Here is a 25506-nt window from a genome sequence, read left to right on the forward strand (position 1 = left end):
ACCATTGAACTTCCACCATGAGGAAACTAATATCCACTGATCAGAAGCTCATGGTTCCGCTTCCGGTCCTCGGCGGTACCCGTGGCCGCATCCCGGAGCCCTGGCACCCCGTGCCGTCCGGGCCACCCGGCGGCCGTCGGATACCGCCGCACCACCCGCTGAAGGAGTGACAGCTCATGTCCGCACCAGCGCCGTCCCCGCTGGCCATCGTCGATGCCGAGCCCCTGCCGAGGCAGGACGAGGTCCTGACCGATGCGGCCCTCGCGTTCGTGGCCGAGCTGCACCGGCGGTTCACCCCCCGGCGTGACGAGCTGCTCGCCCGCCGCGCCGAGCGCCGCGCCGAGATCGCCCGGACCTCCACGCTGGACTTCCTGCCGGAGACGGAGGCCGTCCGCGCGGACGACACGTGGAAGGTCGCCCCGGCCCCGGCCGCGCTGAACGACCGCCGGGTGGAGATCACCGGACCGACCGACCGCAAGATGACCGTCAACGCCCTGAACTCGGGCGCGAAGGTCTGGCTCGCCGACTTCGAGGACGCGTCCGCCCCCACGTGGGAGAACGTCGTCACCGGCCAGCTCAACCTGATCGACGCGTACACCCGGAACATCGACTTCACCGACCCGAGGTCGGGCAAGTCGTACGCCCTCAGGCCCGCCGAGGAGCTCGCCACGGTCGTCACGCGCCCGCGCGGCTGGCACCTGGACGAGCGCCACCTCCAGCTCGACGGCACCCCCGTGCCCGGCGCGCTGGTCGACTTCGGCCTCTACTTCTTCCACAACGCGCAGCGGCTGATCGACCTCGGCAAGGGTCCGTACTTCTACCTGCCGAAGACGGAGTCGCACCTGGAGGCCCGTCTCTGGAACGACGTCTTCGTCTTCGCCCAGGACTACGTCGGCATCCCGCGGGGCACGGTCCGCGCGACCGTCCTGATCGAGACGATCACCGCCGCGTACGAGATGGAGGAGATCCTCTACGAGCTCCGCGACCACGCCTCCGGGCTGAACGCGGGCCGCTGGGACTACCTCTTCTCCATCGTCAAGAACTTCCGTGACGGCGGAGCGAAGTTCGTCCTGCCCGACCGCAACCTGGTCACGATGACCGCCCCGTTCATGCGGGCGTACACCGAACTGCTCGTCCGCACCTGCCACAAGCGCGGCGCGCACGCCATCGGCGGCATGGCGGCCTTCATCCCCTCGCGGCGCGACGCCGAGGTCAACAAGGTCGCCTTCGAGAAGGTCAAGGCGGACAAGGACCGCGAGGCCGGCGACGGTTTCGACGGTTCGTGGGTGGCCCACCCGGACCTGGTGCCGATCGCGATGGCCTCCTTCGACGCGGTCCTCGGCGACAGGCCGAACCAGAAGGACCGCCTCCGCGAGGACGTCTCGGTGGCCGCGGGCGACCTGATCGCCATCGACACCCTCGACGCGAAGCCCTCGTACGACGGCCTGCGCAACGCCGTCGCGGTCGGCATCCGCTACATCGAGGCGTGGCTGCGGGGCATGGGCGCGGTCGCCATCTTCAACCTGATGGAGGACGCGGCCACCGCCGAGATCTCGCGCTCGCAGATCTGGCAGTGGATCAACGCGGACGTGGTCTTCGAGAACGGCGAGCACGCCACCGCGGACCTCGCCCGCGAGGTCGCGGCCGAGGAGCTGGCCGCGATCCGCGCGGAGACCGGCGACGAGGCCTTCGAGTCGGGCAAGTGGCAGCAGGCCCACGACCTGCTGCTCCAGGTGTCGCTCGACCAGGACTACGCGGACTTCCTGACGCTGCCGGCGTACGAGCAGCTGCGCTGATCCCTCCGCGGGGCGCCGCACCCCCGTCACGGCGCGGGGTGCGGCGCCCCGCTGCGTTCGGGGAGCACGGCGGGGACGTCTCCGGGTGCCCCGGTCCGGCCGCGAGGACGGGGGTCCGCGCGGTGCCGGTCCCCGTGCGCCTTTCCGGAACCGGCGGCCACCGACGCCAACTGACGTACTGATGTGCGATTTCGAGCCGGGCGCCGCTATGATCACGCACGGCAGGGCCGTAGCGCAGAGGTCGTCGCGCCCACGCATCAAGCTGGAGGACGCCGGTTCGAATCCGGCCGGTCCTGCCGTCTGTTCTCGGAGGGATGGCGTCGGCGCGCCGGGCGGTGGACATGGGGTCCGCTCCGGCCGGTCCGCCGGCCAGGGACTGGAGAGTTGATGCCGCAGCCGATGCCCGTGCGCTGCCCCGCGATCGAGCACCCGGACATCCCGCCCGCCGACCCCGCGCTGCTGGTGCCGCTGGTGCGGCGGCTCGCGGCGGAGCGGCCGGTCGGGGCGGACGAGGTGTTCCCGCTGGGGACCCTGCGCGGTGACGGGCGCGTCGATCTCTGCAAGCAGGGCCTCGGGGCCGCCGGTGCGGCCGGGGTGATGCCCGCTCTCGCTCGCTCGCCGCACGCGGAACACGTCCTGCTCGGCACCAACTCCCTGGGCGACGAGGGCGCCCGCGCGGTCGCGGACGCCCTGCGCGGGGGCGGCCACGGGCTGCGGACGGTCTATCTCGGCTGCAACCGCATCGGGGCCGAGGGCGCCGCCGCGCTCTCCGGGGCGCTCGCCGGGGACGGCACCGTCCGGGCTCTGTGGCTCAAGCGCAATCCGCTGGGCGACGCGGGTGTCCGGGCGCTCCTGCCGATGCTGGCCCGCACCACCGTGCTGCGCACCCTCGACCTGGTCAACTGCGGGATCACCGCCGCCGGTCTGAAGTCCCTGCTGAGCGTGCTCCCGGGGCGGGAGCAGCCCGTGGAGAGGCTGTTCCTCGGCGGCAACGGACTCGGCCCCGAGACCGCCCCGCTCCTCGCGGCGCTGGTGCGTGACGCCGGGGTGCGGGAGCTGTACCTGCCGGCCAACCACCTGGGCGACGCGGGCGCCCGCGTGCTCGCGGCGGCGGCGGACCCGGCGCGTCCGGTGCGTCTCGGCCTCGGCGGCAACGGGATCGGGCCCTCGGGAGCGTACGCGCTGGCGGACGCGCTCGGCGGCGTCGAGGCGCTCGGTCTCGGCCGCCCCATGTCGGAGCGGAGCCTCGGCGCGACGGGCAACACGACCGGCGACGCCGGCGTCCGCGCCCTGGCCACCGCCCTTCCCGGCAGCCCTCTGAAGCGCCTGGAACTGGCCCACACGGGACTGACCGGCCGGGGCGCCAAGGAACTGCTGGGCGCGGTCGGCACGCACTCCCCGCTGGAGTACGTCGGTCTCGGCCCCGGACTCCCCCGCAAGGTGAAGCGTTCCTTCACCGCGCGGCTGCGCCCGGACACCGGCACCCACCCGGACCTGCGCGCGATCCGGAGCGTGTACCGGTGAGCCGCCGTCCCGCGCCGCCGCTCATCTCCGCGGAGGAGGAGTCCAGCCTGCGGCGGGCCCGCCGCTACGCCGTGCCCCGCTGGAGGGTCGAGCGGGCCACGGAGCGGCGGCTGGCCGGCGACTGGCGCGGCGCGTGCGCGGCGGCCGGGGTCGAGGTGGCCTTCGACCCGGCGGAGGTGGCCGCCGCCCACGGTGCGGCCGTGGCCGCCTCCCTCACCTCGGACCTGCGCCACCTGGTGCCCGACCTGGTGCACTGGCACCTGCCCAGGGTGCTGGGCGGGCGCTCGACGATCGCCACCGACCGCACCGTCGTCCTGGCGGGGTACGGGGACGGGTCAGGCCCGCCCCTCGCCCCGTACCTGTACCTGCTCACGCCCGCGATGGTCGACGGGCCCCAGCGGCTCGTCCTGCGCTTCGGCCCGGTGCCCGGTGAAGCGGCTCCCGGCGTCCTCGGCCGCAGTACGGAGGACTGGCGGGCGGACCGGTGGCTGTGGGACGCGCGGCACACGGACGGCATCCGGGAGGCGGTCGGCGCGGTCGGCCGTGTTCCCTTCCTCCACGACGACGGCACCCCGCTCGCACCCCGGGAACTGGCCGCGTCCGACGATGCGGCGGGCCGGGCCGAGCGGGTCACCCTGCTCCACCAGGAGGGCGAGGTCTCCGCGGCCTTCGCCGCCGCGGGCGTCGACTGGGACCCGGAACTTCCGGCGTCGCGGCGGTCGTGGCGCGGGCTGGACCCCGAGGAGGCCGTCCACCGGATGGCGATCGACATCCCCCGCCTGGAACCGGCGGTGCGGCGCGCGACCGCCACGGTCGGTGGGGAGCACTTCCTGGTCGGCCTGACCTGGCGGGCGCACCTCCTGCTCGACCTGACGGACGACGGCGCGGGCGGGCGCCTCAGGGTCCGCGTCGTCGAGAGCAAGGACCCGGCCGCCCTGGGCACCCGCCTCCCGGAGGCGGCCTGGCGGCGGCTCCCCGACCTCGACCTGCTGCGCTCCGGTGCCATGCCGCCGCGGTGGCTGCACCCGTTGGTCGCCCGCGCGCTCTTCCCCGCCCTCCGGGGACCGTTCGGCCCGCCGGGTCCCACGGCGCCGCGACCCGTGCGCGTGCGGTGCCGGGGCGAATGGCACGAAGTCGTCTTCCGGGACGGCGCGCTCCGCTCCCCGCACACCGAGGAGGAGCGGCAGCGCGAGAGTGCCATGCGCGCCTTCGGCGGGGCCGTCGCCGGTTGCTTCGCGGTGGAGCACTCCTGTACGTCGGGCACGGGGCGGCTCCCCAGGGAACTGCGGGCACAGCGCCGGGAGCTGTTCCTGCGCGCCCAGCACGGGGACACCCCAGGAGTTCTGGAGCTGCTGGCAGCCGGTGTGGACCTCCGGCTGAAGGACGCGAGGAAGCGGGGCCTGCTGCACGTGCTGCCCCTGCTCGACCACGAGCGCCTGCTGCCCCGGCTGCTGGCGGCCGGGCTCGACCTGGAGGCCAGGGACCACCTGGAGCGGACCCCGCTGGGTGTCGCGGTGGCCGAGGGCGGATCCGCCGCACTGGTGCGCGCACTGCTCGACGCCGGGGCCCGGATCGACGTGACCGACGTGACCGAGCTGTCGCTGTCCCAGGTGGCACGCCGGTACAGGCGCGAGGATCTCGCCTTCCTCGGGGAGCGCGTGGACGCCGAGCACCCGGGGATCGGGTCCGCCTGGTACGACAGGTGGCTCGAGAACGCCGAGAGGGACGAGGAACAGTGACCACCACCATCCGGCCCGCCGGCCCGGGACCGCTGGCGGCGGCGGACGAGCTCAACCGGCGGCTGCGCACCACCCGCACCGAGCCCGCCGACAGCCCGCAACTGGAGGCGCTCGCGCTGGCTGTGACGGCCAATCAGCCCGTGCTGCTGTGGGGCGAACCGGGGATCGGCAAGTCGGCCGGCATGGAGCAGCTCGCCGCCGGACTGGGGCTGGAGCTGGAGACGGTCATCGCGAGCGTCCACGAACCGTCGGACTTCGCCGGGCTGCCGGTCGTGGGGGACGATCCGGCGGTGACAGGGGTGCCGATGGCGCCACCGGACTGGGCGGTCCGGCTGTCCCGGGCCGGCCAGGGGCTGCTCTTCTTCGACGAGCTGTCCTCGGCACCGCCCGCCGTGCAGGCGGCTCTGCTGAGGGTCGTGCTCGAACGGCGGGTGGGCAGCCTGCGGCTCCCGGAGGCCGTCCGGATCGTGGCGGCGGCCAACCCTCCGTCGAGCGCGGCGGACGGCTGGCACCTCGGTCCGCCGCTCGCCAACCGCTTCGTCCACCTCCGGTGGACGCACGACCCGCGCACCGTGGCCCGCGGTCTGGCGGGGACCTGGCCGGACCTCGGGGTACCCGTCGTCGACCCTGCCCGGGTGCCGGGCGCCGCGGCGCGCGCCCGGGGAGCCGTCTCCGGCTTCCTGACGGCCCGTCCGGGTCTCGTGCACCACCTCCCGGCCGACGCCGAGAGCCGGGGCCGGGCGTGGCCGTCGCCGCGGACCTGGGACATGGCCCTGCGGCTGCTGGCCACCGGCTACGCGGCGGGGGCGGGGCGGGAGGCCGTCGCCGCCGTGCTCACCGGTGCCGTCGGGGACGGTGCGGGCATCGAGCTGCTGTCCTACCTGGAACACCTGGACCTGCCCGACCCGGACCGCGTGCTCGCCGACCCCGACGCCTTCGCGCTGCCCGGTCGCGGGGACCGTCAGCTCGCCTTCCTGATCGCGGTCGTCGCCGCCGTCCAGGGCGATCTCACCAGGCAGCGCTGGGAAGCGGGGTGGGCGGTGCTGGCCAAGGCCGTGGACGCGGGGGTGCCGGACGTGGCCGCCCGGGCGGCGGTCGACCTGGCCTCGATGCGCAGCCTCGACTGGCCGGTGCCGGCCGGGATCGACGGTTTCCTGGACCTGCTGCGGCAGTCCGGAGCCCTGCCGCAGGGCGGCTGACCCTGGACACCACGAAGCTCCTCGCGGCGCGCTACCGGGCGGCGGCGGACCGCCCGTACCTCGCCTCGGCGCTGTACGCCCTGACGGTGGTGCCGAGCGACGAGGTGCCGACCATGGGCGTGGACCGGCACTGGCGCTGCTACGTCTCCCCCGCGTTCGTCGAACGGACGCCGGTGGCGGAGCTGGCGGCGGTGTGGGTGCACGAGGTGGCGCACCTGCTGCGCGACCACCACGGGCGGGCGGCGATGCTGCCCGCGCAGGACCAGCGCGACCGGCTCCGGGCGAACGTCGCGCAGGACTGCGAGATCAACGACGACCTCGTCGCCGACGGACTGCCCCTGCCCGCCGGGCGCGTGGAACCCCGCCTCTTCGGCCTTCCCGAGGGACAGCTCTTCGAGGTGTACCTGCGTGCCCTGCCGCCGTTCCCCGTCACCCACGACTGCGGATCGGGCGCCCACGGACAGCCCGCCCCCTGGGAGTCGGGCGTGCGAGGGGGCGCGCCGGGGGTCGGCACGGTCGAGGCGGAGGCCCTGAGGCGGTACACGGCGGAGGCGATGCGCGCGCACGTACGCGCCAGGGGCACGCTGCCCGGCGGATGGAAGCGCTGGGCCGAGGAGGTCCTGGAACCCGTGGTGGACTGGCGGCAGGCGCTCGCGGGCGCCGTACGGGAGGCCGCCGCCTGGGCCTCCGGGGCGCTCGACTACACCTACCGCAGGCCGTCCCGGCGCAGTGCCGCGCTGCGCGGCGTCGTGCTTCCGAGCCTGCGGCGGCCACTCCCCCACGTGGCGATCGTCATCGACACCTCGGGGTCGATGGGTGAGCGGGAGATCGCCGCCGCGCTCGCCGAGGTCACCGGTGTACTGCGTGAGGTCGGGATCCGGGGAAACCGGGTGACGGTCCTCGCCTGCGACGCCGATGTGCAGGCCGTCTCCCGCGTGACCTCCACCGGACAGATCACGCTGAGCGGCGGTGGCGGCACCGACATGCGCGTCGGCATCGCGGCAGCCCTCGCGGGACGTGAACGCCCGGACATCATCGTCGTGCTGACGGATGGCCACACCCCGTGGCCCGAGGAGAGCCCGTCCTGCCGCCTGGTCGCCGCCCTCGTCGGCCCGTCCGCCCCGGCCGCTCCCCCGTGGGTCGAGACCGTACGCGTCCCCGGCTGAACCCCCGGCGCCGGAAGCCCTCTTACCGGGCCCACACGTCCGGGCGTACCCCGACAGGACGGCGCTGTACGCGCCGGAGCGCGGACTGTACGCGGCGTCGGGCGTGACCCGCCCCGGCCACACGCGTTGGCCGATCCGTGGACGGGACGGTTCGGCTACGGGGACGGTACGGGAGGCGTGGGACGTGGACGATCAGCGACAGCGGCAGGAGCACGAGTACGAGGTCGGCTCGGGCATCCTCCAGGTGTTCGGGCAGCACCTGAAGCTCTTCCGGGTTCGGGCCGGTCTGGAACGCACGGAGTTCGGAGCGATGACGGGATACGCGTCCTCCTCCATCGCCTCCTTCGAACAGGGCCGCCGGATCCCGCAGCCGAAGTTCATCGATCAGGCGGACGAACTGCTGGACGCGGGCGGCGTGTTGAAGGCCAGTAAGGAAGAGGTGGCGCGGGCGCAGTACCCGGCGTTCTTCCGGGACGCGGCGCGGCTGGAGACCGAGGCGATCGAGCTGCACGTGTACGCCAACCACGGCGTGCCCGGACTGTTGCAGACGGAGGAGTATGCGCGGGCCGTGTTCGCGATGTGGCGACCGCTGCTGGAGGAAGAGGTCGTGGAGCAGCGGGTGGCAGCACGCCTGGCCAGGCAGGAGATCTACTCCCGTCGCCCCAGGCCGACCATCAGCTTCGTGATCGAGGAATCCGTGCTGCACCGCCCTCTGGGCGGGGACGGTGTGCTGTGTGGGCAGTTGGAACATTTCCTGATGGTCGGTCAGTACCGCAACGTCGAGATCCAGGTGATGCCCACCCGGCGCGAGGAGCACGCCGGAATGGCCGGTCCCTTCACCTTGATCGAGACCAAGGAAGAGCGGAGGATCGCATACGTTGAGGCGCACAAGGACAGCCGTCTCTACACGGAGCGAAGGTCGGTCCGGGAATTCGAGGAGCAGTACGGAGTCCTCCGGGCCCAGGCACTCACTCCGCGCGAATCGCTGGCCCTCATCGAGACATTTCTGGGAGAGACATGAACGCCGAAGCGCTTCTGGGGACGTTGCCCGAGTCCGCGTGGACCAAAAGCAGTTACAGCAGCGGAGCCGGCGGCGAATGCGTCGAGGTCGCCGCCCGCCCCGGAACCGTGCACGTGCGCGACTCGAAGGACACGGCAGGGCCGGTCCTGTCCGTCGCCTCCGACGGCTGGGCGGCCTTCGTCGGCTTCGCCGCGCGGGGCTGCTGACCCCGCACGGCGACGGCGCCCCGCCATCCGGTCCATGCGGCGGCGGGGCGCCGCGGGGTGCCCCGGTCCACCCCTTCAGCCGGCCAGCACCACCGTGCGCTGCGCCGAGAAGTCGCCCCACTTCCCGTCGGGGAGCTTGGGCCGGATCTTGAGGGAGTAGCGGGTGCCCGGCGGGTCGGTGAGGGTGAGCCGGTACGTCGCACGGCCCGTGGGCGGTGTACCGCCCCAGACGATCGTGGTGGTCAGCTTGCCGTTCAGGAACAGCTGGTACGCCGGAATCGTGCCCCCGGTGTCCGGCTGGTCCCAGGAGAGGTCGAGCAGGGACTCACCGTCCCGCGTCGTCACCTGCGTACGCAGCCCGGTGGGGGCCGTGCTCCGGGGTGCGCCGGGCGTGGACGGGGTGGTGAGGTCGAGTGCGTTGCTGTCCGGTGAGGAACGGTCGGCGGCGTCGCGGGCGCGGACGGTGAAGGTGTAGACCGTGCCGGGGCGCAGTCCCGTCAGCCGGGCCGTGGTCCGCGTGCCGGAGACGCTGTGGATCCGGGAGTCCTCCTGGTAGATGTCGTACGAGGTGACGCCCACGTCGTCCGTGGAGCCGCCCCAGGACAGGCTGACCGTCCGGCCGCTGTCCGCCTTGCCCCGCAGTACCGACGGTGCGGTGGGGGGCCCGGCGTCGGCGGGCGGGGTCGCGGGCGTGGTGACGGGGACGGCGGCGCTCGGGGCGGAGAGGTTCCCGGCCGCGTCCCGGGCCCTGACGGTGAAGGTGTACGCCGTGGACGCGGTGAGGCCGCTGATGTCGGTCATCAGCTTCGCCGCGCCCACCGACGCGGCCTTCTTCCCCTCACGGTAGACGTCGTAGCCGGTGACGCCCTCGTTGTCCGAGGCCCGCTCCCACATGACGTGTACGGAGGTGGAACTGCCGGCCTGGGCCGTCACACCCCGGGGGGCCGCCGGATTCTCGGTGTCCGCTTCGGCGGAGCCGCCACAGGCGGTGAGCGCGGCGAGGAGCAGCGCGGTGGAGCAGGTCAACGCGGTGCGTGCGTGGGGGCGTTGCACGGTGATGCCTTCCATCCGACAGCAATGGTCCAGACCTATATGCCATGCGGGTGGGGTCGGCGACAAGAGGACGGATCGGAACGTTCCGCAATGTCCGCGATGCGTTCCGGGCCCGGGAACGGTCCGAAGGCTACGGCCACTCCTGAGGGAACCGCGCCCGGTCTCGACCTGGAACCGGCCGCGCGGCAGATCCGCGAACTGATCGGCGCCGCCGACGACCGGCAGCCGGCCGGCCCGACCCCCTGCCCGGACCGCTCGGTACGGGAACTGCCCGGGCACCTCCTGGGGCTGACCGTCGCCTTCCGCGACGCGGCACACAAGGAGTCCGGCCCGACGACCGGCACCCCTCCGACAGCGGCCCTGCCGGTACTGCCCGCCGACCGGCGCACGGCACTGCCGCCCCCGCTGGACGAGCTGGTCGCGGCCCGGCGCTCCCCGGACGCGCTGGAGGGCATGACCCGGGCAGGCGGGGTGGATCTGCCCGGTCAGGTCGCCGGGACGGTCGCGCGCAACGAGCTGGTGGTGCACGGCTGGGACCTGGCCAGGTCCACGGGGCAGGAGTTCCGGGCGGACGAGGCGAGCCCGCGCTCGTCGGCGGCGTTGCCGGCACCCGGGGACGACGGCAGGTCCGGCCCCGACGCGGTCTTCGGTCCACCGGTGCCCGTCCCGGCCGACCGGGTGATCGCGCTGGGCGGGCGCCGGCCCGACCGGCGGCCGGGCGGCTGACGGCCTCGGGGCCCGGCCTACCGCGGCTCGGACTCCACGCTCCCCGACTCCGGCGATCCCGGATCGGCCTCCTCGGTCCAGGCCCCGTCGCCCGGTCCCCGGAGCGTCCGAAGGACCTCCCGCGCACGCCCCTGGAACCGTTCGTCGGCGGACGCGGTCGCCCCCTCCACACGTGAGGCGGTCACGCGCAGATCCCTCTCGGCCAGCTCCGTCAGACGGCGGCGGTGCTCGGCGGTCATCGCGGCCGGGCCGAGTTCCAGCAGTGCGTCCAGCGCCGTGAACGGGTCCGCGTCCATGTCCGCCGAGTCCAGCAGCAGCCCCGCCGTCGCGGGCCCGTCCAGTGTCTCCGGAGCCACGGCACACAGGGCCGGCACGACCACCGGGGTCTGGAGCGGTTCGGGCAGCAGCGCCCGCAGCGCCTCGGTGAGCGGCCGGCCCTCCTCGCCCAGCTGCGCGACGACGCGGACCGCCCTGGAGACCGTCCACCTCATCCAGCTCGCCTCGGTCCCGGACAGCGCGCCCCGCAGCAGCGGCACGGCCTCCTCGGCGCGGCCCGCGATCCGCCACAGAGCCTCGGCGACGGCGACAGCCACGTCGAGCTCCGGGACGGTGCGTTCCGTGGTGGGTACGCCCGCGGCGGCGGACAGCGCGGGCAGCAGGACCGCCGCGCGCGGTCCGAGGCCGGCGGCGACCGACGCGGCCTCACGCCTCCCGTCCGCGTCGCCGCCCTCCAGCAGCTCCGCCAGCACGGTCAGCAAGGGCTCGATGTCATCGGTGAGTTCGTACAGCGCCTTGGCCGCGCCGGGTCTTCCCTCCCGTTGCCCCGAGCGGACCTCCCGGCGCAGTGCCTCGCCGGCCACGGCCCGGTCCTCGGGGGCGCAGACCGCGGCCAGCGCCCTCGTCATCTGCCGCGGGAACGCCCCGAGCGCGGCCAGCACCTCGGGCAGGGCGGAGGACGCGTCGCCGCCCCAGGACTCCAGCAGGGCCGCGTAACGGTAGGGCTCCTGACCGTCGAGCGCGCCGGGCTCGGCCAGCCGGGCGCGCACCGCCGCGAGCAGGCCGGGGTCGCACGGGACGCGGGGCGAGCCGAACAGGCCTCCGCACGCGGCGTCGAGGGCCCGGGGCCGCCGGGCCAGGTCACCGGCCAGGAACGGGACGGCCCGCTCCGCGTCGACAACGACCAGCGTGGCGAGCGCCTGGTCCGCCTGCGCGTCGTCCCGCGCGGCGAGTTCCGCCAGGACGGGAGCGGCGGGAGCCGCGTGGGCGCCGAGCAGCCGGAGCAGCGACAGCACCTCCGGCGTGATCGACGGGTCCCGTCGGACCGCGTCGCACATCGGGCCCGCGAGCCGCTCCGGCGCGCTGCGCGAGATCTGCACCGCCGACTCCGAGGCCCGGACGGCCTCGGCGAGCACTCCCGGCTCGCCGCGGCGCAGCGCGGCGGCGAGCAGTGCGTACGCGCCGTCACGGCCGGCCGGGGTGTCCCGGAGCAGCAGGGCCGAGACCACGTACTGGAGGGGTTCGGTGCGGTCGAGGTCCATCCGGCCGGCGACGTGCGGGTCGGCGGGCAGCAGGGCGAGCAGTGCGTCGTGGTGCCCGGGCTCCCAGTCCGCCCCCGCGTCCACGCACGCCATGACGGCGGCGACCCGAACCTCGGCCGGCCCGCCGGGCCCGACGGCGCCCGCGGCGAGGGCCGCCGCCCTCCCCGGGTCCAGGTGGACGAGGCCGCCGAGCAGTTCGGCCAGGACCTGCGGGTCGGTCTCCACCGTGAAGCGGTCGCGGAGCGGCCCGTACGCGGTGCCCGCCTCGCCGGTCATGGCGGCGGCCCAGGCCGCCGCCTGGCGTACGGCGCTGTCCTCGTCGTCCAGCGACGCGAGCAGCAGGGGGAGTTCGGCGGTCACGGCGCGGCGGGCGGCGGCCTCGTCGCTCCCGCCCCCGTCCGCTCCGTTCTCCGCTATGCCGCCGAGCAGGGCGATCACGTCCGCCGCGCGGATCCCGGCGGCGGCGATCCGGGCGAGGAAGGGCACCGCGTGGGCCGTGGCCGAGTACACCGAACCCTGGTGGAGGATGCTGCCGTACAGCTCGGACAGGGCGTCCGCGGCCTCCTCGTCGTCGTCACCCGCCAGGGCGCGCAGGCTGTCGGGCACGTCGGCCGCGCTGCCGTAGGCGTGTGTGAGAGCGGCCCATGCGCGGGCTTCGGCTTCGGCGGGGAAGAGGAGGGAATCCATGCGCCGGATCATGGCACCCGGCACCGACAGCGCCGCTCCGCGCGGGGGCGCGCCTCAGCTCGTGAAGAACTCGCTGATCTGCTGGGCGACCTGGTCGGCGTGCTTCCTGTGGACGTGGTGACCGCCGCCCAGGGTGATCAGGCGGCAGTCGGGGATGAGCGAGGCCATGTCGGCCAGCCTGCCCTGCGGCATGCTGCTCTCCGGACCGCCGGTGATCATCAGCGTGGGCGCGACGATCTGCCCGAGCTCCTCCTCCCAGCGGGGATCGGGGGCGGCGACCTGGGCCCGGACGGCCTCCACGGCGTTCTCGTCGTAGTCCACCGGGCCCGTGGGACGGTCGCCCGTGGCCGGCTGTCCCGGGAACGGCGGCGGGGTCTCGACCAGCACCAGTCGCTCCACCCGGTCCGCGTGCTCCTCGGCCAGCAGGTAGGCGACCACTCCGCCCATCGAGTGCCCGACGAGCCCGACCCGGTCCAGCTCGCACGCGTCGAGGAACTCCAGGACGTCGTCCCGCATCTGCTCGAAGCCGTACTCGTCGGGCCAGTCGCTCTCGCCGTGCCCGCGCAGGTCGATGGCGTACACCCGCCACTCCTCGCCGAGCAGCGTGCCCACCGCCTCCCAGCTCAGGGACGAGCCGCCGAGGCCGTGCAGGAGTACGACGGGTGAGCCGAAGGGGTCGCCCCAGGTCCGGTACGCCAGCCGCACATCGCCGACGTCCACAACAGACTGATCTTCCATGTCACGCACGCTACAGGCGCGGGGCCCCGGCCCGCACAGGCCCCCGGCCTGGCACGCTTGGCGCGTGAAGCACAGACGTCTCGCCCTCGCCGCTGTCGCGGCCCTCGTCCTGACCGGCTGTTCCGGCTCCGGTTCCGGCGGCCCCGAGAAGGACCTCGACGACCCCGCGAACAAGGACATCGCCATGCGGCTGGTGTCGAGCGCGGAGAACTCCACCCTGGACTGGAAGGCCCAGTACGGCTACGTCGAGGACATCGGCGACGGCCGCGGCTACACCGCGGGCATCATCGGATTCTGCTCCGGCACCGGCGACCTGCTGGGGGTCGTCGAGCGCTACACGGCGAAGCGCCCGGCGAACGCGCTCGCGCGCTTCCTGCCGGCGCTGCGCGCGGTGAACGGCAGCGACTCGCACGAGGGACTCGGCGACGCGTTCACCACGGCCTGGGCGAAGGCCGCGACGGATCCCGCGTTCCGCTCGGCGCAGGACGCGGAACGCGACGAGACGTACTTCGGCCCGGCGCTGGAGCGCGCCCGGGCCGACGGGCTCAGCGCCCTGGGGCAGTTCATCTACTACGACGCCTACGTGATGCACGGGTACGCCGACGCCGAGGGCACGGTCGGCTTCCGGACGATACGCGCGCAGGCCCTCGACGGGGCCGGCACACCGTCCGAGGGCGGCGACGAGGAGACGTACCTGAACGCCTTCCTGGACGCGCGGGTGGACGCGATCCGCAAGGAGCCCTCGCACAGCGACACCAGCCGGGTGGAGACCGCCCAGCGGGTCTTCGTCCGCGAGGGGAGGCTCCAGCTGGAGACTCCGCTGGTGTGGAAGGTCTACGGCGAGAGCTTCCGCATCGACGGAAGGTGAAGAACTCCGGGCCGTCCGCGCACGGGGGGTTACGACGCGCCGCGACCTCTGGTAGGAAAGTTTCCTAACAGAACATCGGAACGACGAACTCCTTCTGGAGGACCGGTGCATCACCCCCACATCAGCACCTCGCGTCGCACCACCCGCCCACGACTCACCCGCACCGTCGGACTCGCCGTGCTGGCCCTCGGGCTGACGTTCACGGCGGTTCCGGCGACCGCCCTCGCCGGCGCCCCCACGCCGTCGGCCGCACACCTGGAGGCAGCCGCGACCGGTCTCGACGACCCCGCGAAGAAGGACATCGCGATGCAGCTCGTGTCGAGCGCGGAGAACTCCACGCTCGACTGGAAGGACCAGTACCGCTACATCGAGGACATCGGCGACGGCCGCGGCTACACCGCGGGCATCATCGGATTCTGCTCCGGCACCGGCGACATGCTCGACCTGGTGGAGCTCTACACCGAGCGGAAGCCGGGCAACGTCCTGGCGTCCTACCTGCCCGCCCTGCGGGAGGTGGACGGGACCGACTCGCACGACGGGCTCGACCCGGGCTTCACCGGCGCCTGGGCCGAGGCGGCCTCGGACCCCGTGTTCCAGCAGGCCCAGAACGACGAGCGCGACCGGGTGTACTTCGACCCGGCGGTGCGGCAGGGCACATCCGACGGCCTCGGCACGCTCGGCCAGTTCGCGTACTACGACGCCATCGTGATGCACGGCGGCGGCACGGACGCCACGAGCTTCGGCTCGATCCGGCAGCGTGCCCTGGCGGTGGCCTCACCGCCGTCGCAGGGCGGTGACGAGGTCGCCTACCTCGACGCCTTCCTGGACGCGCGGGTCTGGGCGATGAAGCAGGAGGAGGCCCACTCCGACACCAGCCGGGTGGACACGGCCCAGCGGGTGTTCCTGCGGAACGGGAACCTCGCCCTGGACCCGCCGCTGGACTGGAAGGTCTACGGCGACAGCTTCCACATCGGCTGAGAGCGCCCGCTCCGAGTGCGGGTACGGACCCCCCGGGAGGCTCCCGGGGGGTCCGTACGCGCACCACCGGGTCAGTGGGCGACGGGCAGGGCCATCGGGTCCTTGGCCTGTTCGCCGTCCGCGGTCTGCGCCCCGGGTTCCGCGTCCGGCCCGCGGCCCCAGTGGTTGAAGGCCAGGTTGAGCACGATCGCCACCACGCAGCCCGTGGAGATGCCCGAGTCCAGGACGACGAGCAGGTCCTCGGGGAAGGCGTGGTAGAAGTCCGGCGCGGCGATCGGGACGAGCCCGACGCCGACGGCCGCCGCGACGATCAGGGCGTTCTCGCCCTTCTCCAGGGCGGCGGCGGCCAGGGTCTGGATCCCGCTCGCGGCGACCGACCCGAAGAGCACGATGCCCGCGCCGCCGAGGACCGGGAGCGGCACGAGGGCGATGACGGACGCGGCCACGGGGACCAGCCCGAGCAGCACCAGGATGGCTCCGCCCGCGGCGACGACGAACCGGCTGCGGACCTTGGTCATGGCGACGAGCCCGATGTTCTGGGCGAACGCGCTGCACATGAAGCCGTTGAAGAGCGGGCTGAGGGCGCTGCCCAGGGTGTCGGCCCGCAGTCCGCCCTCGATGGTCCGCTCGTCCGCGGGACGGCCGACGATCTTGCCGAGGGCCAGCATGTCGGCGGTGGACTCGGTCATGCAGACCAGCATCACGATGCACATCGAGACGATGGCGGCGATCTCGAACTGCGGTGCCCCGAAGTGGAACGGCGTCGGGAAACCGACCACGTCGGCGTCGGCCAGTGCCCCGAAGTCGGTGATGCCGGCGGGGATGGCGATCAGGGTGCCGGCGACCAGGCCGAGCAGGATCGCGATCTGCTGGAGGAAGCCGCGCAGCAGTTTGCGCAGCGCGAGCACGATGACGAGGGTGACGGCGGCCATGGTGATGTTCGTCGTCGAACCGTAGTCGGCGGCGGTGGCGTTGCCGCCCTGCGCCCAGTTGAAGGCGACCGGCAGCAGCGAGACGCCGATCAGGGTGATGACGGTTCCGGTGACGACGGGCGGGAAGAACCGCACCAGTTTGCAGAAGTACGGGGCCAGGACGAAGCCGAGGAGTCCGGCGACGATGATCGCCCCGAAGATGACGGCGATGCCGTCGTGCCCCCGGTCCTTGCCTATCGCGATCATCGGCGTCACCCCGGCGAACGAGACGCCGTTGACGAACGGCAGCCGGGCGCCTATGCGCCAGAAGCCGAGGGTCTGGAGCAGGGTGGCTATCCCCGCGGTGAAGAGGCTCGCCCCCATGAGGAAGGCGGTCTCCTTGGCGCTGAGGCCGACGGCGGGCCCCACGATCATGGGCGGGGCCACGACTCCCGCGTACATCGCGGCCACGTGCTGGAGGCCGCTGGTGAACATCCTGAAGGGCGGAAGCGTCTCGTCGACCGGGTGTTTCCGGTCCGGTGCGCCGTCCCCGCCCCCTTCCGCTGTGTTTCCCGCGCTTCCTTCGGCCGCGCTTCCTTCGACTGCGTTCTTACGAAACCTGGGCGTAGCTGCCACGGCTTCCTCCGGTCGGGTACACGTCGGGCGACGTGGGTGTCAGGGAGGTGGTGCTGAGTGGTGCGTTGATGCAGGTCGTGCAGCTGGTGCGGGCAGCTTCGAGCTCACCCGCGCGGGGGCGCGCACAGGACGTACGCGCCTCCGCACGGGCTGCCGTGGACCCGCGGGTCCACGGCGGCCGGCCGAGGGCCGTCCCCCTCGGCCGGCCTGTCAGGGGGTGCGGAACCTCAGGCTCCGGCGGCGATCCGTGCCAGTCGCCTGGCCTCGTCGCGGGTCGCGCGGGCGATGGCGTCCTCGTCCACCGTGGTGAGGTGGTCGTCCTCGACGACGGTTCTGCCGTTGACGAGGGAGAGGGTCACGGGGGCCGCGGCACCGAACACCAGGGCGGTCACCGGGTCGGCGATGGAGGAGTGGGCGAGGGTGTCCAGCTTCCAGAGCACGAGGTCGGCGAGCTTGCCCGGCTCCAGGGAACCGATCTCGTCGGCCCGGCCGAGGACCCTGGCGCCGCCGTGCGTGCCCAGCCGAAGGGCCTGACGGGCGTTCAGGGCCTTCTCGCGGTGGGCGCCGAGGCGGTTGATGAGGAGGGCGTTGCGCAGTTCGGTGTGCAGTTCGCCGGACTCGTTGGAGGCGGTGCCGTCGACACCGAGCCCGACCGGGACTCCGGCGGCGAGCATGTCGGGCACGCGGGCGATGCCGGCGGCGAGGCGGGCGTTGGAGGACGGGCAGTGGGCGACGCCGGTGCCGGTGCGGGCGAAGGCGGCGATGTCGGAGTCGTTCATGTGGACGCAGTGCGCCATCCACACGTCGTCGCCGAGCCAGCCGGTCGACTCGAAGTAGTCGGTCGGCCCCATCCCGAACAGCTCCTTGCAGAACTGCTCCTCCTCGACGGTCTCCGAACCGTGGGTGTGCAGCCGTACGCCGCGCCTGCGGGCCAGCTCCGCTCCCTGGCGCAGCAGTTCGGTGGACACGGAGAAGGGGGAGCAGGGGGCGACCGCGATCCGCGTCATCGCTCCGAAGGACGTGTCGTGGTGGGCGTCGATGGTCGCCTCGGTCGCGGCGAGCGCGCCGTCGAGGGTCTCCACGGCGAAGTCCGGCGGCAGTCCGCCGTCCTTCTCGCTGCGGTCCATGGAACCGCGGGCCAGGGTGAAGCGCACGCCCATGTCGCGGGCGGCGCCGATGATCGCCCCGGACAGGTCGCCGGAGCCCCGCGGGTGGACGTAGTGGTGGTCCATGGCGGTGGTGACCCCGCCGCGGGCCATCATCGCGAGCGAACCCTGCGCCGCCGCGCGGGCCATCGGCTCGTCGATGCGCGCCCAGGTCGGGTACAGGGCGACCAGCCAGTCGAAGAGGTTGTGGTCGGTCGCCAGTCCCCGGGTGATCCACTGGTAGAAGTGGTGGTGGGTGTTGACGAGGCCGGGGGTGGCGAGGTGCCCGGTACCGTCGATCCGGCGTACGACACCGGTGAGGCCCTCCGGGGCCGTGCCCGCGCCGACGGACTCGATGCGGTCGTCCGCCACGACGACGTACCCCGAGGCGTACTCGGTGTCGTGGGCGTCGACGGTCGCGATCGAGCAGTTCTCGATGACGGTGCGCCGGATGGTCCGTGGATCCGCCGAAGCTGCCATGGTTCGTCCCTCTTCTGTCTCTGGCGATATGGGCACGGCAGGACCCTAGGAGGATTTGAGTGCCACGGCGTTACGGCCGTGGGTGCCGAGATGGTGGAAGAACAGGTTGAGCAGGACCGCCACGAGGGCTCCCGCGCCGATCCCCGAGCCGGGCACGGTCCGCGCCCGGGAGGGGAATCCGGTGTGGGAGGCGGGTGCGGCGAGCGGGATGACGCCCGCGCCGGGCGGGGCGGCCACGAGGACGACGGGGGTGGCGAGCCGCGCGGTCAGGCGGGTCGTGCCGGCCGTGTCGAGCCCGACGGCCCGCCCGATGACGGGCGGCGGGGTGACGACGCCCGCGTACACGGCGGCCGTGTGCCGGAGGGCGGCGGGAACGGGCCGCGCGAGGGGGAGCTTCTCGTCCACCGGGTGGACTGCCGGGCCGGCAGGGCCCGATGGGGCGGTACACGGGCCTTTCACCGGCCCTGTCGCAGGCTGTGCCATGGTGGTTCCCTCCGGGATGACCGGCCCCCGCGCCGCTGGGGTCGGGGGCCGGTTCAGCACCGCGTCAGAGGTTGGTCATGTCGACCGGGATCTTCGGCTCGACGCCGTCCCGGAGCACCGTCGCCTCGATGAGGCCGTACGGGCGGTCGGCCGCGAAGTAGACGGCACCGTCGGCGGTGTCGTTCTTGAGGCCGAACGGCTCCAGGTCCACCAGGAAGTGGTGGTTGTTCGGCAGCGAGAAGCGGATCTCGTCGATCTCGCTGCGGCTGTTGATGATGCGCGAACCCATCTGGTAGAGGGTCTGCTGGAGCGAGAGGGAGTACGTCTCCGCGAAGGCCTGGAGCATGTGCGTGCGCGCCTGCTCGTAGGACTTCTCCCAGTTGGGCATGCGCTCGTCGTCGCTGGTCCAGTGGTAGCGCCACCGGGCGGAGACGTCCGTCGCGAGGATGCGGTCGTACGCCTCCTTCAGCGTCGTGTACTTGTCCTTGACGTAGCCCCAGAACTCCGAGTTGGTGGAGTTCAGGACGGTGAGGTCCTTGAGGCCGGAGATGACCTCCCACTTCTCCCCGTCGAAGGTGACCTGGGTGACGCGGGTCTCCTGGCCCTTGCGGACGAAGGAGTGCTTGACCTCGTCGGCGCCGATGAACTTCGAGTTGCCGTCCGAGGTCGCGATGCGCTCCCAGGCGTACTCCTCGATCCTGATCCGGGCGACCCGGATCGGCTCCTGCGAGGTGACGAAGTGCCGGGCGAGGTGGATGCCGAACTGCTCGGCCGACTCGATGCCGTGCTCCTTGGCGAAGGCGTACACCGTGTTCTTGGTGGTGTCCGTCGGCAGGACACTGGCGTTGGAGCCGGAGTAGTGGACGTCGTCCATGTCGCCGGAGAGGGCGACCGAGACGTTGAGGTCCTTGATGTGGTGGGTGTCGCCGTCCCGCGTGATCCTGACGACGCGGTTCTCCGCTTTGCCGTACTGGTTCTGGCCGAGAATCGTGGGCATGGTCTGCTAGCTCCCTCGGTAAACGGAGTAGCCGAACGGGTTGAGCAGCAGCGGTACGTGAAAGTGCTCGCCCGGGGTGACGGCGAACGCGATCGCCACCTCGGGGAAGAACACGCCGCTGTCCCTTACGCGGGGGGCGTCCTGCTGCGCCTCGGCTTGCTTCTTCGCGAAGTACGGCTCGGTCTCGAAGACGAGCCGTACGTGGGTGGTTCCTTCCGGCGGGGCCGGCAGGTCGGTGCAGCGCCCGTCCGCGTCGGTCGCGGACGCGCCGAGCGGGACGTACCGCGCGTCACGGCCGGCGCGGGCGGCCAGGGAGACGGTGACGCCCGCGGCGGGCCGGCCGATGCTGGTGTCCAGGATGTGGGTGGACACCGATGCGGTGGTGTCGGTGCTCAAGACCGTCACGCTCCTTGTTCTCGGGAAGTGCTGTACGAGGTCCCCGGGAGTCCCTGTACGGGGTCTCAGGAGTCCTGTACGAGGCGGGTCAGCCGGATGCGGTTGATCTTGCCGAGCTCGGTGCGGACGATCTCGCGTTCCCGCTCCGGCGAGTTCCCGGCCCTGGCCTTCAGCGCGTCGCGCATCTGCTCACCGGTGGCTCCGGTGGCGCAGATCAGGAAGACGTGTCCGAACCGCTCCTGGTAGGCCAGGTTGAGTTCGAGCATCTCCGCCCTGAGTTCCTCGGACGCACCGGCCATCCCCCGCTGTTCACGGGCGGAGGCCGGGTCCCCCGGCTCGGGGCGGCCGATCGGCGGGTGGCCGGCCATCGCCTCCGCCAGGTCCTCCGCGGTGAGCTCCGCCAGGGCGGCGTCACTCGCGGAGAACAGGGCTTCCGTCCCGGCGTAGGGCCGGCGGGCGAGGACGGAGTCCCCCCACGCCGTGCTGGCACACACCTTGTGCAGCTCGGCCGCGGCCTCTCCGGCCGCCAGGGTGTTGAACCGGGCGAGGCCCGGTGTGGAGCTCGTAGTCACGGGAGCCTCCGTGGCTTTTTCGCTGTGCGTTGTCGGGCTGCGCACAGCTAACGCCCTTCGCAACACCACGTCAACAGTTTGTTGAAATCTCGCGAACAGATCATGCCGCCGCCCGGATTCCCGGGCGACGGCATCGGATCACGCCGGGCCGGCCGCTATCCCTTGGCGGCGTTGTCCCGGTTCAGGTAGTTGTAGACGGTGAAGCGGCTGACGCCGAGCGCACCGGCCACGGTCTCCACCCCGTGCCGCACGGAGAAGGCGCCCCGCGCCTCCAGGCTCCGCACGACCCCCTGCTTGGACTTGCGGTCCAGCTCGGCCAGCGGCATCCCGTGCCGGCGCTCCATCGCGGCCAGGATGTGGTCGAGCGACTCGGAGAGCTGCGGGAGCCGGACCGCCACCACGTCGGCCCCCTCCCACGCGAGCACCACGTCCTCGGTGGTGGCCTGCCCCGGATCGAGCAGTTCGGCCCCCATCGCGTCGACGAGCGGCTTCACGGCGGCGAGGAGCGGGTGGTCGCCCGGCCCGGTCACGGGGTGCCCTCCCCGATCACGTTGAGCTGGAGGGAGACCCGGGTGGCCCCCGAGGCCAGGGCCTGGCGCAGCAGCGAGTCCACGGCGGTGAGCATCCGGTCCGCGTCCCCCTCGGCCGTGTTCCCGAAGGGGCCCACGTCCACCGCGTCGAGACCGGCGCCCTGGATGACCTCGCGGGCCACGACCGCGTGGGCGGGCGCCTCGTCGAGATCGAAGGGCTCGGTGGTGAATTCCACCCTCAAGCGCACGGTGCCTCCCTGGTGTCCCGCCGCGTCGGTCGGCTCGCGCGGCTGGCCACGACCCTAAGGCACGGGCCCCGGCGCACGGCGGGAACGCCGGGCGGGTGCCCCCTCCGGGGAGACGGGGGCGAGCGGTCCCGCGCGCCGGGAATCCGGGTTCCCTCTTGACAGCCTCACCGCAGGCCGGGCAGTCTTCCGTTAAGCAGAAACTAACTTCCGCAATACGGAAGGAGCGCACGATGGGTTACTCGGACCAGCGCTTCGATGTGAACCTCTCCATCCTCTTCACCGAACTCCCACTCCTGGAGCGGCCCGCGGCGGCTGCCGCCGCGGGCTTCACCGCGGTCGAGCTCTGGTGGCCCTGGATCGAGACCCCCACCCCCGCGCGGGCCGAGCTCGACGCCCTGAAGAAGGCGCTCGACGACGCGGGCACCCAGCTGGTGGGGCTCAACTTCTACGCGGGCCGGCTCCCGGGCCCCGACCGCGGCGCCCTCTCGCTGCCCGGCGAGGAGTCCGGCCGCTTCCGCGCCAACATCGACGTGGCGGCGGACTTCGCGGCCTCGGTGGGCTGCAAGGCGCTGAACGCGCTGTACGGCAACCGCGTCGAGGGCGTGGACCCGGCCGCCCAGGACGAACTCGCCCTGGAGAACCTGGTCCTGGCCGCCCGCGCCGCCCACCGGATCGGGGCGACCCTCCTCATCGAGACCCTCAACAGCGCCGAGTCACCCCTCTACCCGCTGGTGAGCGCACCGGCCGGCATCGAGGTCGTCGACCGCGTCAACGAGGCGACGGGCCTGGGCAACGCCGCGTTCCTGCTGGACCTGTACCACCTGTCGATGAACGGCGAGGATCTCGGCCAGGTGATCAAGGCGTACGCCGCGAAGACCGGCCACGTCCAGATCGCCGACAACCCGGGGCGCGGCGCGCCGGGCACCGGCTCGCTGCCCCTGGAACGGCTCCTCGACGAGCTGACCGAGGCCGGGTACACCGGCCGGGTCGGCCTGGAGTACAAGCCGGGCGACCGCCCGAGCGCCGAGTCGTTCGCATGGCTCGCCGCCGGAGACCGGCCGGCCCGCTGAGGGCCCCCGCCCCCGTACACACGCTCACCGGAAGGCACCCTCATGAGCAGCAACCTCCCCAAGGTCGCCTGGATCGGGCTCGGCATCATGGGCTCCCCCATGTCCGAGAACCTGGTCCGGGCCGGATACGAGGTCACCGGCCACACGCTGGAGCAGGACAAGGTCGACCGCCTCGTCGCGGCGGGCGGGAAGGGCGCGGCCTCGATCGCGGACGCGGTGCGTGACGCCGACGTCATCATCACGATGGTCCCGGCGTCCCCGCAGGTCGAGGCCATCGCGTACGGCCCCGACGGCATCCTGGAGAACGCCCGGCGCGGCTCCCTGCTGATCGACATGTCCTCCATCACCCCGCAGACCTCGGTGGACCTCGCCGCGAGGGCGCGGGAGAAGGGCATCCGCGTCCTGGACGCCCCGGTCTCCGGCGGTGAGGCCGGCGCGGTCGAGGCCGTCCTGTCCATCATGGCCGGCGGCGAGCAGAGCGACTTCGACGCCGCGCAGCCCCTGTTGCGGGCGCTGGGCAGGACCATCGTCCTGTGCGGGCCGCACGGCTCCGGCCAGACGGTGAAGGCCGCCAACCAGCTCATCGTCGCCGTCAACATCCAGGCGTGCGCCGAGGCGGTCGTCTTCCTGGAGAAGTCCGGGGTCGACCTGGGCGCCGCGCTCGACGTCCTCAACGGCGGGCTCGCCGGCTCGACGGTCCTCACCCGCAAGAAGGACAACTTCCTCAAGCGCGACTTCGCCCCGGGCTTCCGGATCGACCTGCACCACAAGGACATGGGCATCGTCACGGACGCCGCCCGTGCCGTGGGCGCCGCGCTGCCGGTCGGCGGGGTCGTGGCCCAGCTGGTCGCCTCGCTGCGCGCCCAGGGCGACGGCGGACTGGACCACTCGGCGCTGCTGCGCTCGGTCGAGCGCCTCTCCGGCTCCCAGGTCTGACACCCCCGGCCCTTCCCCGGGCCCCCGAACTCCGGGTCGCGGTGGCGCTGACACCTGTCCTGTCGCGCCCAGGCGCCGCCGCGGCCCGGAACCCAATCCTCCGAATTCAACAAACTGTTGACGCGTGGAACGCGGCGAACCTACGCTCCTGAGGCCGTCAGCAGCCCCGTACGGAAGGCCTCCATGTCCCAGCGTGTGCTCACGACCGAGTCAGGCGCCCCGGTCGCCGACAACCAGAACTCCGCCACGGCCGGCGCCGGCGGGCCGGTGCTGGTCCAGGACCAGCACCTGTTCGAGAAGCTCGCCCGTTTCAACCGTGAGCGCGTCCCGGAGCGCGTCGTCCACGCCCGCGGCTCGGGCGCGTACGGCTACTTCGAGGTCACCGACGACGTCACGGGCTTCACCCGCGCCGACTTCCTCTCCGAAGTCGGCCGCCGCACCGAGACGTTCGTCCGCTTCTCGACGGTCGCCGACTCCCTCGGCGGCGCGGACGCGGTCCGCGACCCCCGCGGCTTCGCCGTCAAGTTCTACACGGACGAGGGCAACTACGACCTGGTCGGCAACAACACCCCGGTCTTCTTCGTCAAGGACCCGGTCAAGTTCCCCGACTTCATCCACTCGCAGAAGCGCGACCCCTTCACGGGCCGTCAGGAGCCGGACAACGTCTGGGACTTCTGGGCCCACTCCCCCGAGGCGACCCACCAGATCACCTGGCTGATGGGCGACCGCGGGATCCCGGCCTCGTACCGCCACATGAACGGCTACGGCTCGCACACCTACCTGTGGACCAACGCGGAGGGCGAAGCCTTCTTCGTGAAGTACCACTTCAAGACGAACCAGGGCGTGCGCTGCCTCTCCTCCGAGCAGGCGGCCGAGGTCGTCGGCAAGGACGCCGCCTCGCACCAGACCGACCTGCTCCAGGCCATCGAACGGGGCGTCAACCCGTCCTGGACGCTGTACGTGCAGCTGATGCCGGCCGCCGAGGCCGCGGACTACCGCTTCAACCCCTTCGACGTGACGAAGGTGTGGCCGCACACCGACCATCCGCTGCGGCGCGTCGGACGCCTGGTGCTGAACCGCAACCCCGACAACGTCTTCGCCGAGGTGGAGCAGGCGGCGTTCTCGCCGAACAACTTCGTTCCCGGCATCGGCCCCTCACCGGACAGGATGCTCCAGGGCCGGCTGTTCGCCTACGCGGACGCGCAGCGCTACCGGCTGGGCGTCAACCACACCCAGCTGCCGGTCAACGCCCCGAGGACACCCGTCGTCGACCACTACGGCCGCGACGGCCTGCACGCGACGCGCAACGGCTCACGCCGGGACAAGAACTACGAGCCCAACTCGTACGCCGGTCCCGCCCAGACCGGGCAGGCCCTGGCCGCGCCGTTCGCCGTGCACGGCTGGACGGGCACGCACGGGACGCCCGCCCACACGAAGGACGACGACTTCTTCCAGGCGGGCGAGCTCTACCGGCTGATGTCGGCGGAGGAGAGGAGCCGCCTGGTCGCCACCATCGCGGGCGGGCTCGCGCAGGTCACCCGTGACGACGTCGTCGAGAAGAACCTCGCCCACTTCCACGCCGCCGACGCCGACTACGGCAGGCGCGTGGAGGAGGCCGTCCGCGCCCTGCGCGAGGACTGAGCCTCCACCCCAGGGCCCTGCCCCTGCCGCGCCACCCGGACGAGGGACGGCGCGCGGCACCGGCAGGACGGGACCGCGGCGGCGGACGACGCCAGTGCGGTGGCGAAGGGCCGGGCGGCCCGGTTCCAGACCTGAAGGAACCGACCGCCCGCCGCCCACGCCCGCCGTCGCGGTCGCCGTGGAACGGACGAGGGGTGCGGTGCGCGCCGACCCGGCGCGCAC

General features: G+C 72.9%; 23 protein-coding genes and 2 pseudogenes. 14 read left to right on the forward strand and 11 right to left on the reverse strand.

Annotation, left to right across the window (positions count from 1 at the left end; all coding sequences use genetic code 11):
* Nucleotides 1–176 precede the first annotated feature (176 nt).
* The 8 genes and pseudogenes from aceB (at nucleotide 177) to ACFVS9_RS17510 (ending at nucleotide 8651) form a co-directional block, all read left to right on the forward strand.
* Nucleotides 177–1796, forward strand: a complete 1620-nt coding sequence (gene aceB / locus ACFVS9_RS17475) for a malate synthase A (protein WP_389933202.1) — start codon at nucleotides 177–179, stop codon at nucleotides 1794–1796.
* A gap of 223 nt (nucleotides 1797–2019) precedes the next feature.
* Nucleotides 2020–2092 (forward strand): annotated as a pseudogene (locus ACFVS9_RS17480).
* Nucleotides 2093–2183: 91 nt separating this feature from the next.
* Nucleotides 2184–3320 carry a gala protein gene (locus tag ACFVS9_RS17485; RefSeq protein ID WP_389933205.1) on the forward strand — a complete coding sequence of 379 codons (1137 nt, stop codon included), beginning with the start codon at nucleotides 2184–2186 and terminating at the stop codon, nucleotides 3318–3320.
* On the forward strand, nucleotides 3317–5059 hold the full coding sequence (locus tag ACFVS9_RS17490) for an ankyrin repeat domain-containing protein (RefSeq protein WP_389933207.1): 1743 nt from the start codon (nucleotides 3317–3319) through the stop codon (nucleotides 5057–5059). The genes ACFVS9_RS17485 and ACFVS9_RS17490 overlap by 4 nt, the downstream gene beginning before the upstream one ends.
* Nucleotides 5056–6258, forward strand: coding sequence for a sigma 54-interacting transcriptional regulator (locus tag ACFVS9_RS17495; RefSeq protein ID WP_383117045.1), 1203 nt, complete (start codon nucleotides 5056–5058; stop codon nucleotides 6256–6258). The genes ACFVS9_RS17490 and ACFVS9_RS17495 overlap by 4 nt, the downstream gene beginning before the upstream one ends.
* Complete coding sequence (locus tag ACFVS9_RS17500) at nucleotides 6255–7424, forward strand: VWA-like domain-containing protein (RefSeq protein WP_389933238.1); 1170 nt, start codon at nucleotides 6255–6257, stop codon at nucleotides 7422–7424. Before ACFVS9_RS17495 ends, ACFVS9_RS17500 begins: the two co-directional genes overlap by 4 nt.
* Nucleotides 7425–7608: 184 nt before the next feature.
* Nucleotides 7609–8445 carry a helix-turn-helix domain-containing protein gene (locus ACFVS9_RS17505; protein ID WP_389933211.1) on the forward strand — a complete coding sequence of 279 codons (837 nt, stop codon included), beginning with the start codon at nucleotides 7609–7611 and terminating at the stop codon, nucleotides 8443–8445.
* Nucleotides 8442–8651 (forward strand): DUF397 domain-containing protein, encoded by a 210-nt coding sequence (locus tag ACFVS9_RS17510; protein WP_389933214.1) that lies wholly within the window; start codon nucleotides 8442–8444, stop codon nucleotides 8649–8651. The genes ACFVS9_RS17505 and ACFVS9_RS17510 overlap by 4 nt, the downstream gene beginning before the upstream one ends.
* A 75-nt stretch (nucleotides 8652–8726) precedes the next feature.
* Here the strand turns inward: ACFVS9_RS17510 and ACFVS9_RS17515 are convergent, their stop codons facing one another.
* Entirely contained in the window at nucleotides 8727–9719 is a 993-nt protein-coding gene (locus ACFVS9_RS17515; protein ID WP_383117048.1) for a fibronectin type III domain-containing protein, read from the reverse strand.
* Nucleotides 9720–9803: 84 nt separating this feature from the next.
* Here ACFVS9_RS17515 and ACFVS9_RS17520 point away from each other — a divergent pair, with 84 nt between their 5' ends.
* On the forward strand, nucleotides 9804–10430 hold the full coding sequence (locus tag ACFVS9_RS17520) for a TIGR03086 family metal-binding protein (protein WP_389933241.1): 627 nt from the start codon (nucleotides 9804–9806) through the stop codon (nucleotides 10428–10430).
* A 17-nt stretch (nucleotides 10431–10447) separates the two neighbouring features.
* Here the strand turns inward: ACFVS9_RS17520 and ACFVS9_RS17525 are convergent, their stop codons facing one another.
* Both ACFVS9_RS17525 and ACFVS9_RS17530 read right to left on the reverse strand, forming a co-directional pair.
* A complete protein-coding gene (locus ACFVS9_RS17525) occupies nucleotides 10448–12655 on the reverse strand; it encodes a hypothetical protein (protein ID WP_389933217.1) in 2208 nt (735 codons plus the stop codon).
* 54 nt (nucleotides 12656–12709) lie between these two features.
* Nucleotides 12710–13393 carry an alpha/beta fold hydrolase gene (locus ACFVS9_RS17530; RefSeq protein ID WP_383117051.1) on the reverse strand — a complete coding sequence of 228 codons (684 nt, stop codon included), beginning with the start codon at nucleotides 13391–13393 and terminating at the stop codon, nucleotides 12710–12712.
* A 64-nt stretch (nucleotides 13394–13457) separates the two neighbouring features.
* Between ACFVS9_RS17530 and ACFVS9_RS17535 the strand changes: the two genes are divergently transcribed.
* The gene (locus ACFVS9_RS17535; protein WP_389933219.1) at nucleotides 13458–14261 is read left to right on the forward strand and encodes a chitosanase; all 804 of its coding nucleotides are present in this window, start codon (nucleotides 13458–13460) and stop codon (nucleotides 14259–14261) included.
* Between the two features lie 105 nt (nucleotides 14262–14366).
* Nucleotides 14367–15239 (forward strand): chitosanase, encoded by an 873-nt coding sequence (locus ACFVS9_RS17540; protein WP_389933222.1) that lies wholly within the window; start codon nucleotides 14367–14369, stop codon nucleotides 15237–15239.
* Nucleotides 15240–15310: 71 nt separating this feature from the next.
* Here ACFVS9_RS17540 and ACFVS9_RS17545 read toward each other — a convergent pair whose 3' ends face one another.
* The 8 genes and pseudogenes from ACFVS9_RS17545 to ACFVS9_RS17580 all read right to left on the reverse strand — a co-directional run bounded on the left by ACFVS9_RS17545 (nucleotide 15311) and on the right by ACFVS9_RS17580 (nucleotide 21637).
* Nucleotides 15311–16786 (reverse strand): nucleobase:cation symporter-2 family protein, encoded by a 1476-nt coding sequence (locus ACFVS9_RS17545; protein ID WP_383117054.1) that lies wholly within the window; start codon nucleotides 16784–16786, stop codon nucleotides 15311–15313.
* A gap of 227 nt (nucleotides 16787–17013) precedes the next feature.
* Nucleotides 17014–18411, reverse strand: a complete 1398-nt coding sequence (locus ACFVS9_RS17550) for an 8-oxoguanine deaminase (RefSeq protein ID WP_383117055.1) — start codon at nucleotides 18409–18411, stop codon at nucleotides 17014–17016.
* A 45-nt stretch (nucleotides 18412–18456) separates the two neighbouring features.
* Nucleotides 18457–18657 (reverse strand): annotated as a pseudogene (locus ACFVS9_RS17555) (purine permease); the annotation flags it as partial.
* 301 nt (nucleotides 18658–18958) lie between these two features.
* Complete coding sequence (gene pucL, locus ACFVS9_RS17560) at nucleotides 18959–19891, reverse strand: factor-independent urate hydroxylase (RefSeq protein ID WP_383117056.1); 933 nt, start codon at nucleotides 19889–19891, stop codon at nucleotides 18959–18961.
* Nucleotides 19892–19897: 6 nt separating this feature from the next.
* A complete protein-coding gene (gene uraH / locus ACFVS9_RS17565; protein WP_383117057.1) occupies nucleotides 19898–20287 on the reverse strand; it encodes a hydroxyisourate hydrolase in 390 nt (129 codons plus the stop codon).
* A gap of 65 nt (nucleotides 20288–20352) precedes the next feature.
* A complete protein-coding gene (gene uraD / locus ACFVS9_RS17570; protein WP_383117058.1) occupies nucleotides 20353–20859 on the reverse strand; it encodes a 2-oxo-4-hydroxy-4-carboxy-5-ureidoimidazoline decarboxylase in 507 nt (168 codons plus the stop codon).
* Nucleotides 20860–21014: 155 nt separating this feature from the next.
* Nucleotides 21015–21389, reverse strand: a complete 375-nt coding sequence (locus tag ACFVS9_RS17575; RefSeq protein WP_383117059.1) for a helix-turn-helix domain-containing protein — start codon at nucleotides 21387–21389, stop codon at nucleotides 21015–21017.
* Complete coding sequence (locus tag ACFVS9_RS17580) at nucleotides 21386–21637, reverse strand: hypothetical protein (protein ID WP_383117060.1); 252 nt, start codon at nucleotides 21635–21637, stop codon at nucleotides 21386–21388. Before ACFVS9_RS17580 ends, ACFVS9_RS17575 begins: the two co-directional genes overlap by 4 nt.
* Before the next feature lie 230 nt (nucleotides 21638–21867).
* On the opposite strand from ACFVS9_RS17580, the gene ACFVS9_RS17585 reads away from it, so the two are divergent.
* The 3 genes from ACFVS9_RS17585 to ACFVS9_RS17595 all read left to right on the forward strand — a co-directional run bounded on the left by ACFVS9_RS17585 (nucleotide 21868) and on the right by ACFVS9_RS17595 (nucleotide 25284).
* Nucleotides 21868–22707: a TIM barrel protein gene (locus ACFVS9_RS17585; protein WP_389933227.1), complete on the forward strand. Its 840-nt coding sequence runs from the start codon at nucleotides 21868–21870 to the stop codon at nucleotides 22705–22707.
* A 42-nt stretch (nucleotides 22708–22749) separates the two neighbouring features.
* Entirely contained in the window at nucleotides 22750–23643 is an 894-nt protein-coding gene (locus tag ACFVS9_RS17590; protein WP_383117062.1) for a 2-hydroxy-3-oxopropionate reductase, read from the forward strand.
* A gap of 183 nt (nucleotides 23644–23826) precedes the next feature.
* Entirely contained in the window at nucleotides 23827–25284 is a 1458-nt protein-coding gene (locus tag ACFVS9_RS17595) for a catalase (protein ID WP_389933230.1), read from the forward strand.
* Nucleotides 25285–25506: the final 222 nt, after the last annotated feature.

The sequence above is a fragment of the Streptomyces sp. NPDC058008 genome, assembly GCF_042886395.1.
Taxonomy (GTDB): Bacteria; Actinomycetota; Actinomycetes; order Streptomycetales; family Streptomycetaceae; genus Streptomyces.

Excerpts from the sequence above, each read along its gene's own strand:
- ACFVS9_RS17485 (WP_389933205.1), top strand. The coding sequence starts at position 2,184 with ATGCCGCAGCCGATGCCCGTGCGCTGCCCCGCGATCGAGCACCCGGAC.
- ACFVS9_RS17530 (WP_383117051.1), bottom strand. The coding sequence starts at position 13,393 with ATGGAAGATCAGTCTGTTGTGGACGTCGGCGATGTGCGGCTGGCGTAC.
- ACFVS9_RS17510 (WP_389933214.1), top strand. The coding sequence starts at position 8,442 with ATGAACGCCGAAGCGCTTCTGGGGACGTTGCCCGAGTCCGCGTGGACC.
- ACFVS9_RS17520 (WP_389933241.1), top strand. The coding sequence starts at position 9,804 with ATGCGTTCCGGGCCCGGGAACGGTCCGAAGGCTACGGCCACTCCTGAG.
- ACFVS9_RS17590 (WP_383117062.1), top strand. The coding sequence starts at position 22,750 with ATGAGCAGCAACCTCCCCAAGGTCGCCTGGATCGGGCTCGGCATCATG.
- pucL (WP_383117056.1), bottom strand. The coding sequence starts at position 19,891 with ATGCCCACGATTCTCGGCCAGAACCAGTACGGCAAAGCGGAGAACCGC.
- ACFVS9_RS17595 (WP_389933230.1), top strand. The coding sequence starts at position 23,827 with ATGTCCCAGCGTGTGCTCACGACCGAGTCAGGCGCCCCGGTCGCCGAC.
- ACFVS9_RS17585 (WP_389933227.1), top strand. The coding sequence starts at position 21,868 with ATGGGTTACTCGGACCAGCGCTTCGATGTGAACCTCTCCATCCTCTTC.
- ACFVS9_RS17515 (WP_383117048.1), bottom strand. The coding sequence starts at position 9,719 with ATGGAAGGCATCACCGTGCAACGCCCCCACGCACGCACCGCGTTGACC.
- ACFVS9_RS17550 (WP_383117055.1), bottom strand. The coding sequence starts at position 18,411 with ATGGCAGCTTCGGCGGATCCACGGACCATCCGGCGCACCGTCATCGAG.
- aceB (WP_389933202.1), top strand. The coding sequence starts at position 177 with ATGTCCGCACCAGCGCCGTCCCCGCTGGCCATCGTCGATGCCGAGCCC.
- ACFVS9_RS17525 (WP_389933217.1), bottom strand. The coding sequence starts at position 12,655 with ATGGATTCCCTCCTCTTCCCCGCCGAAGCCGAAGCCCGCGCATGGGCC.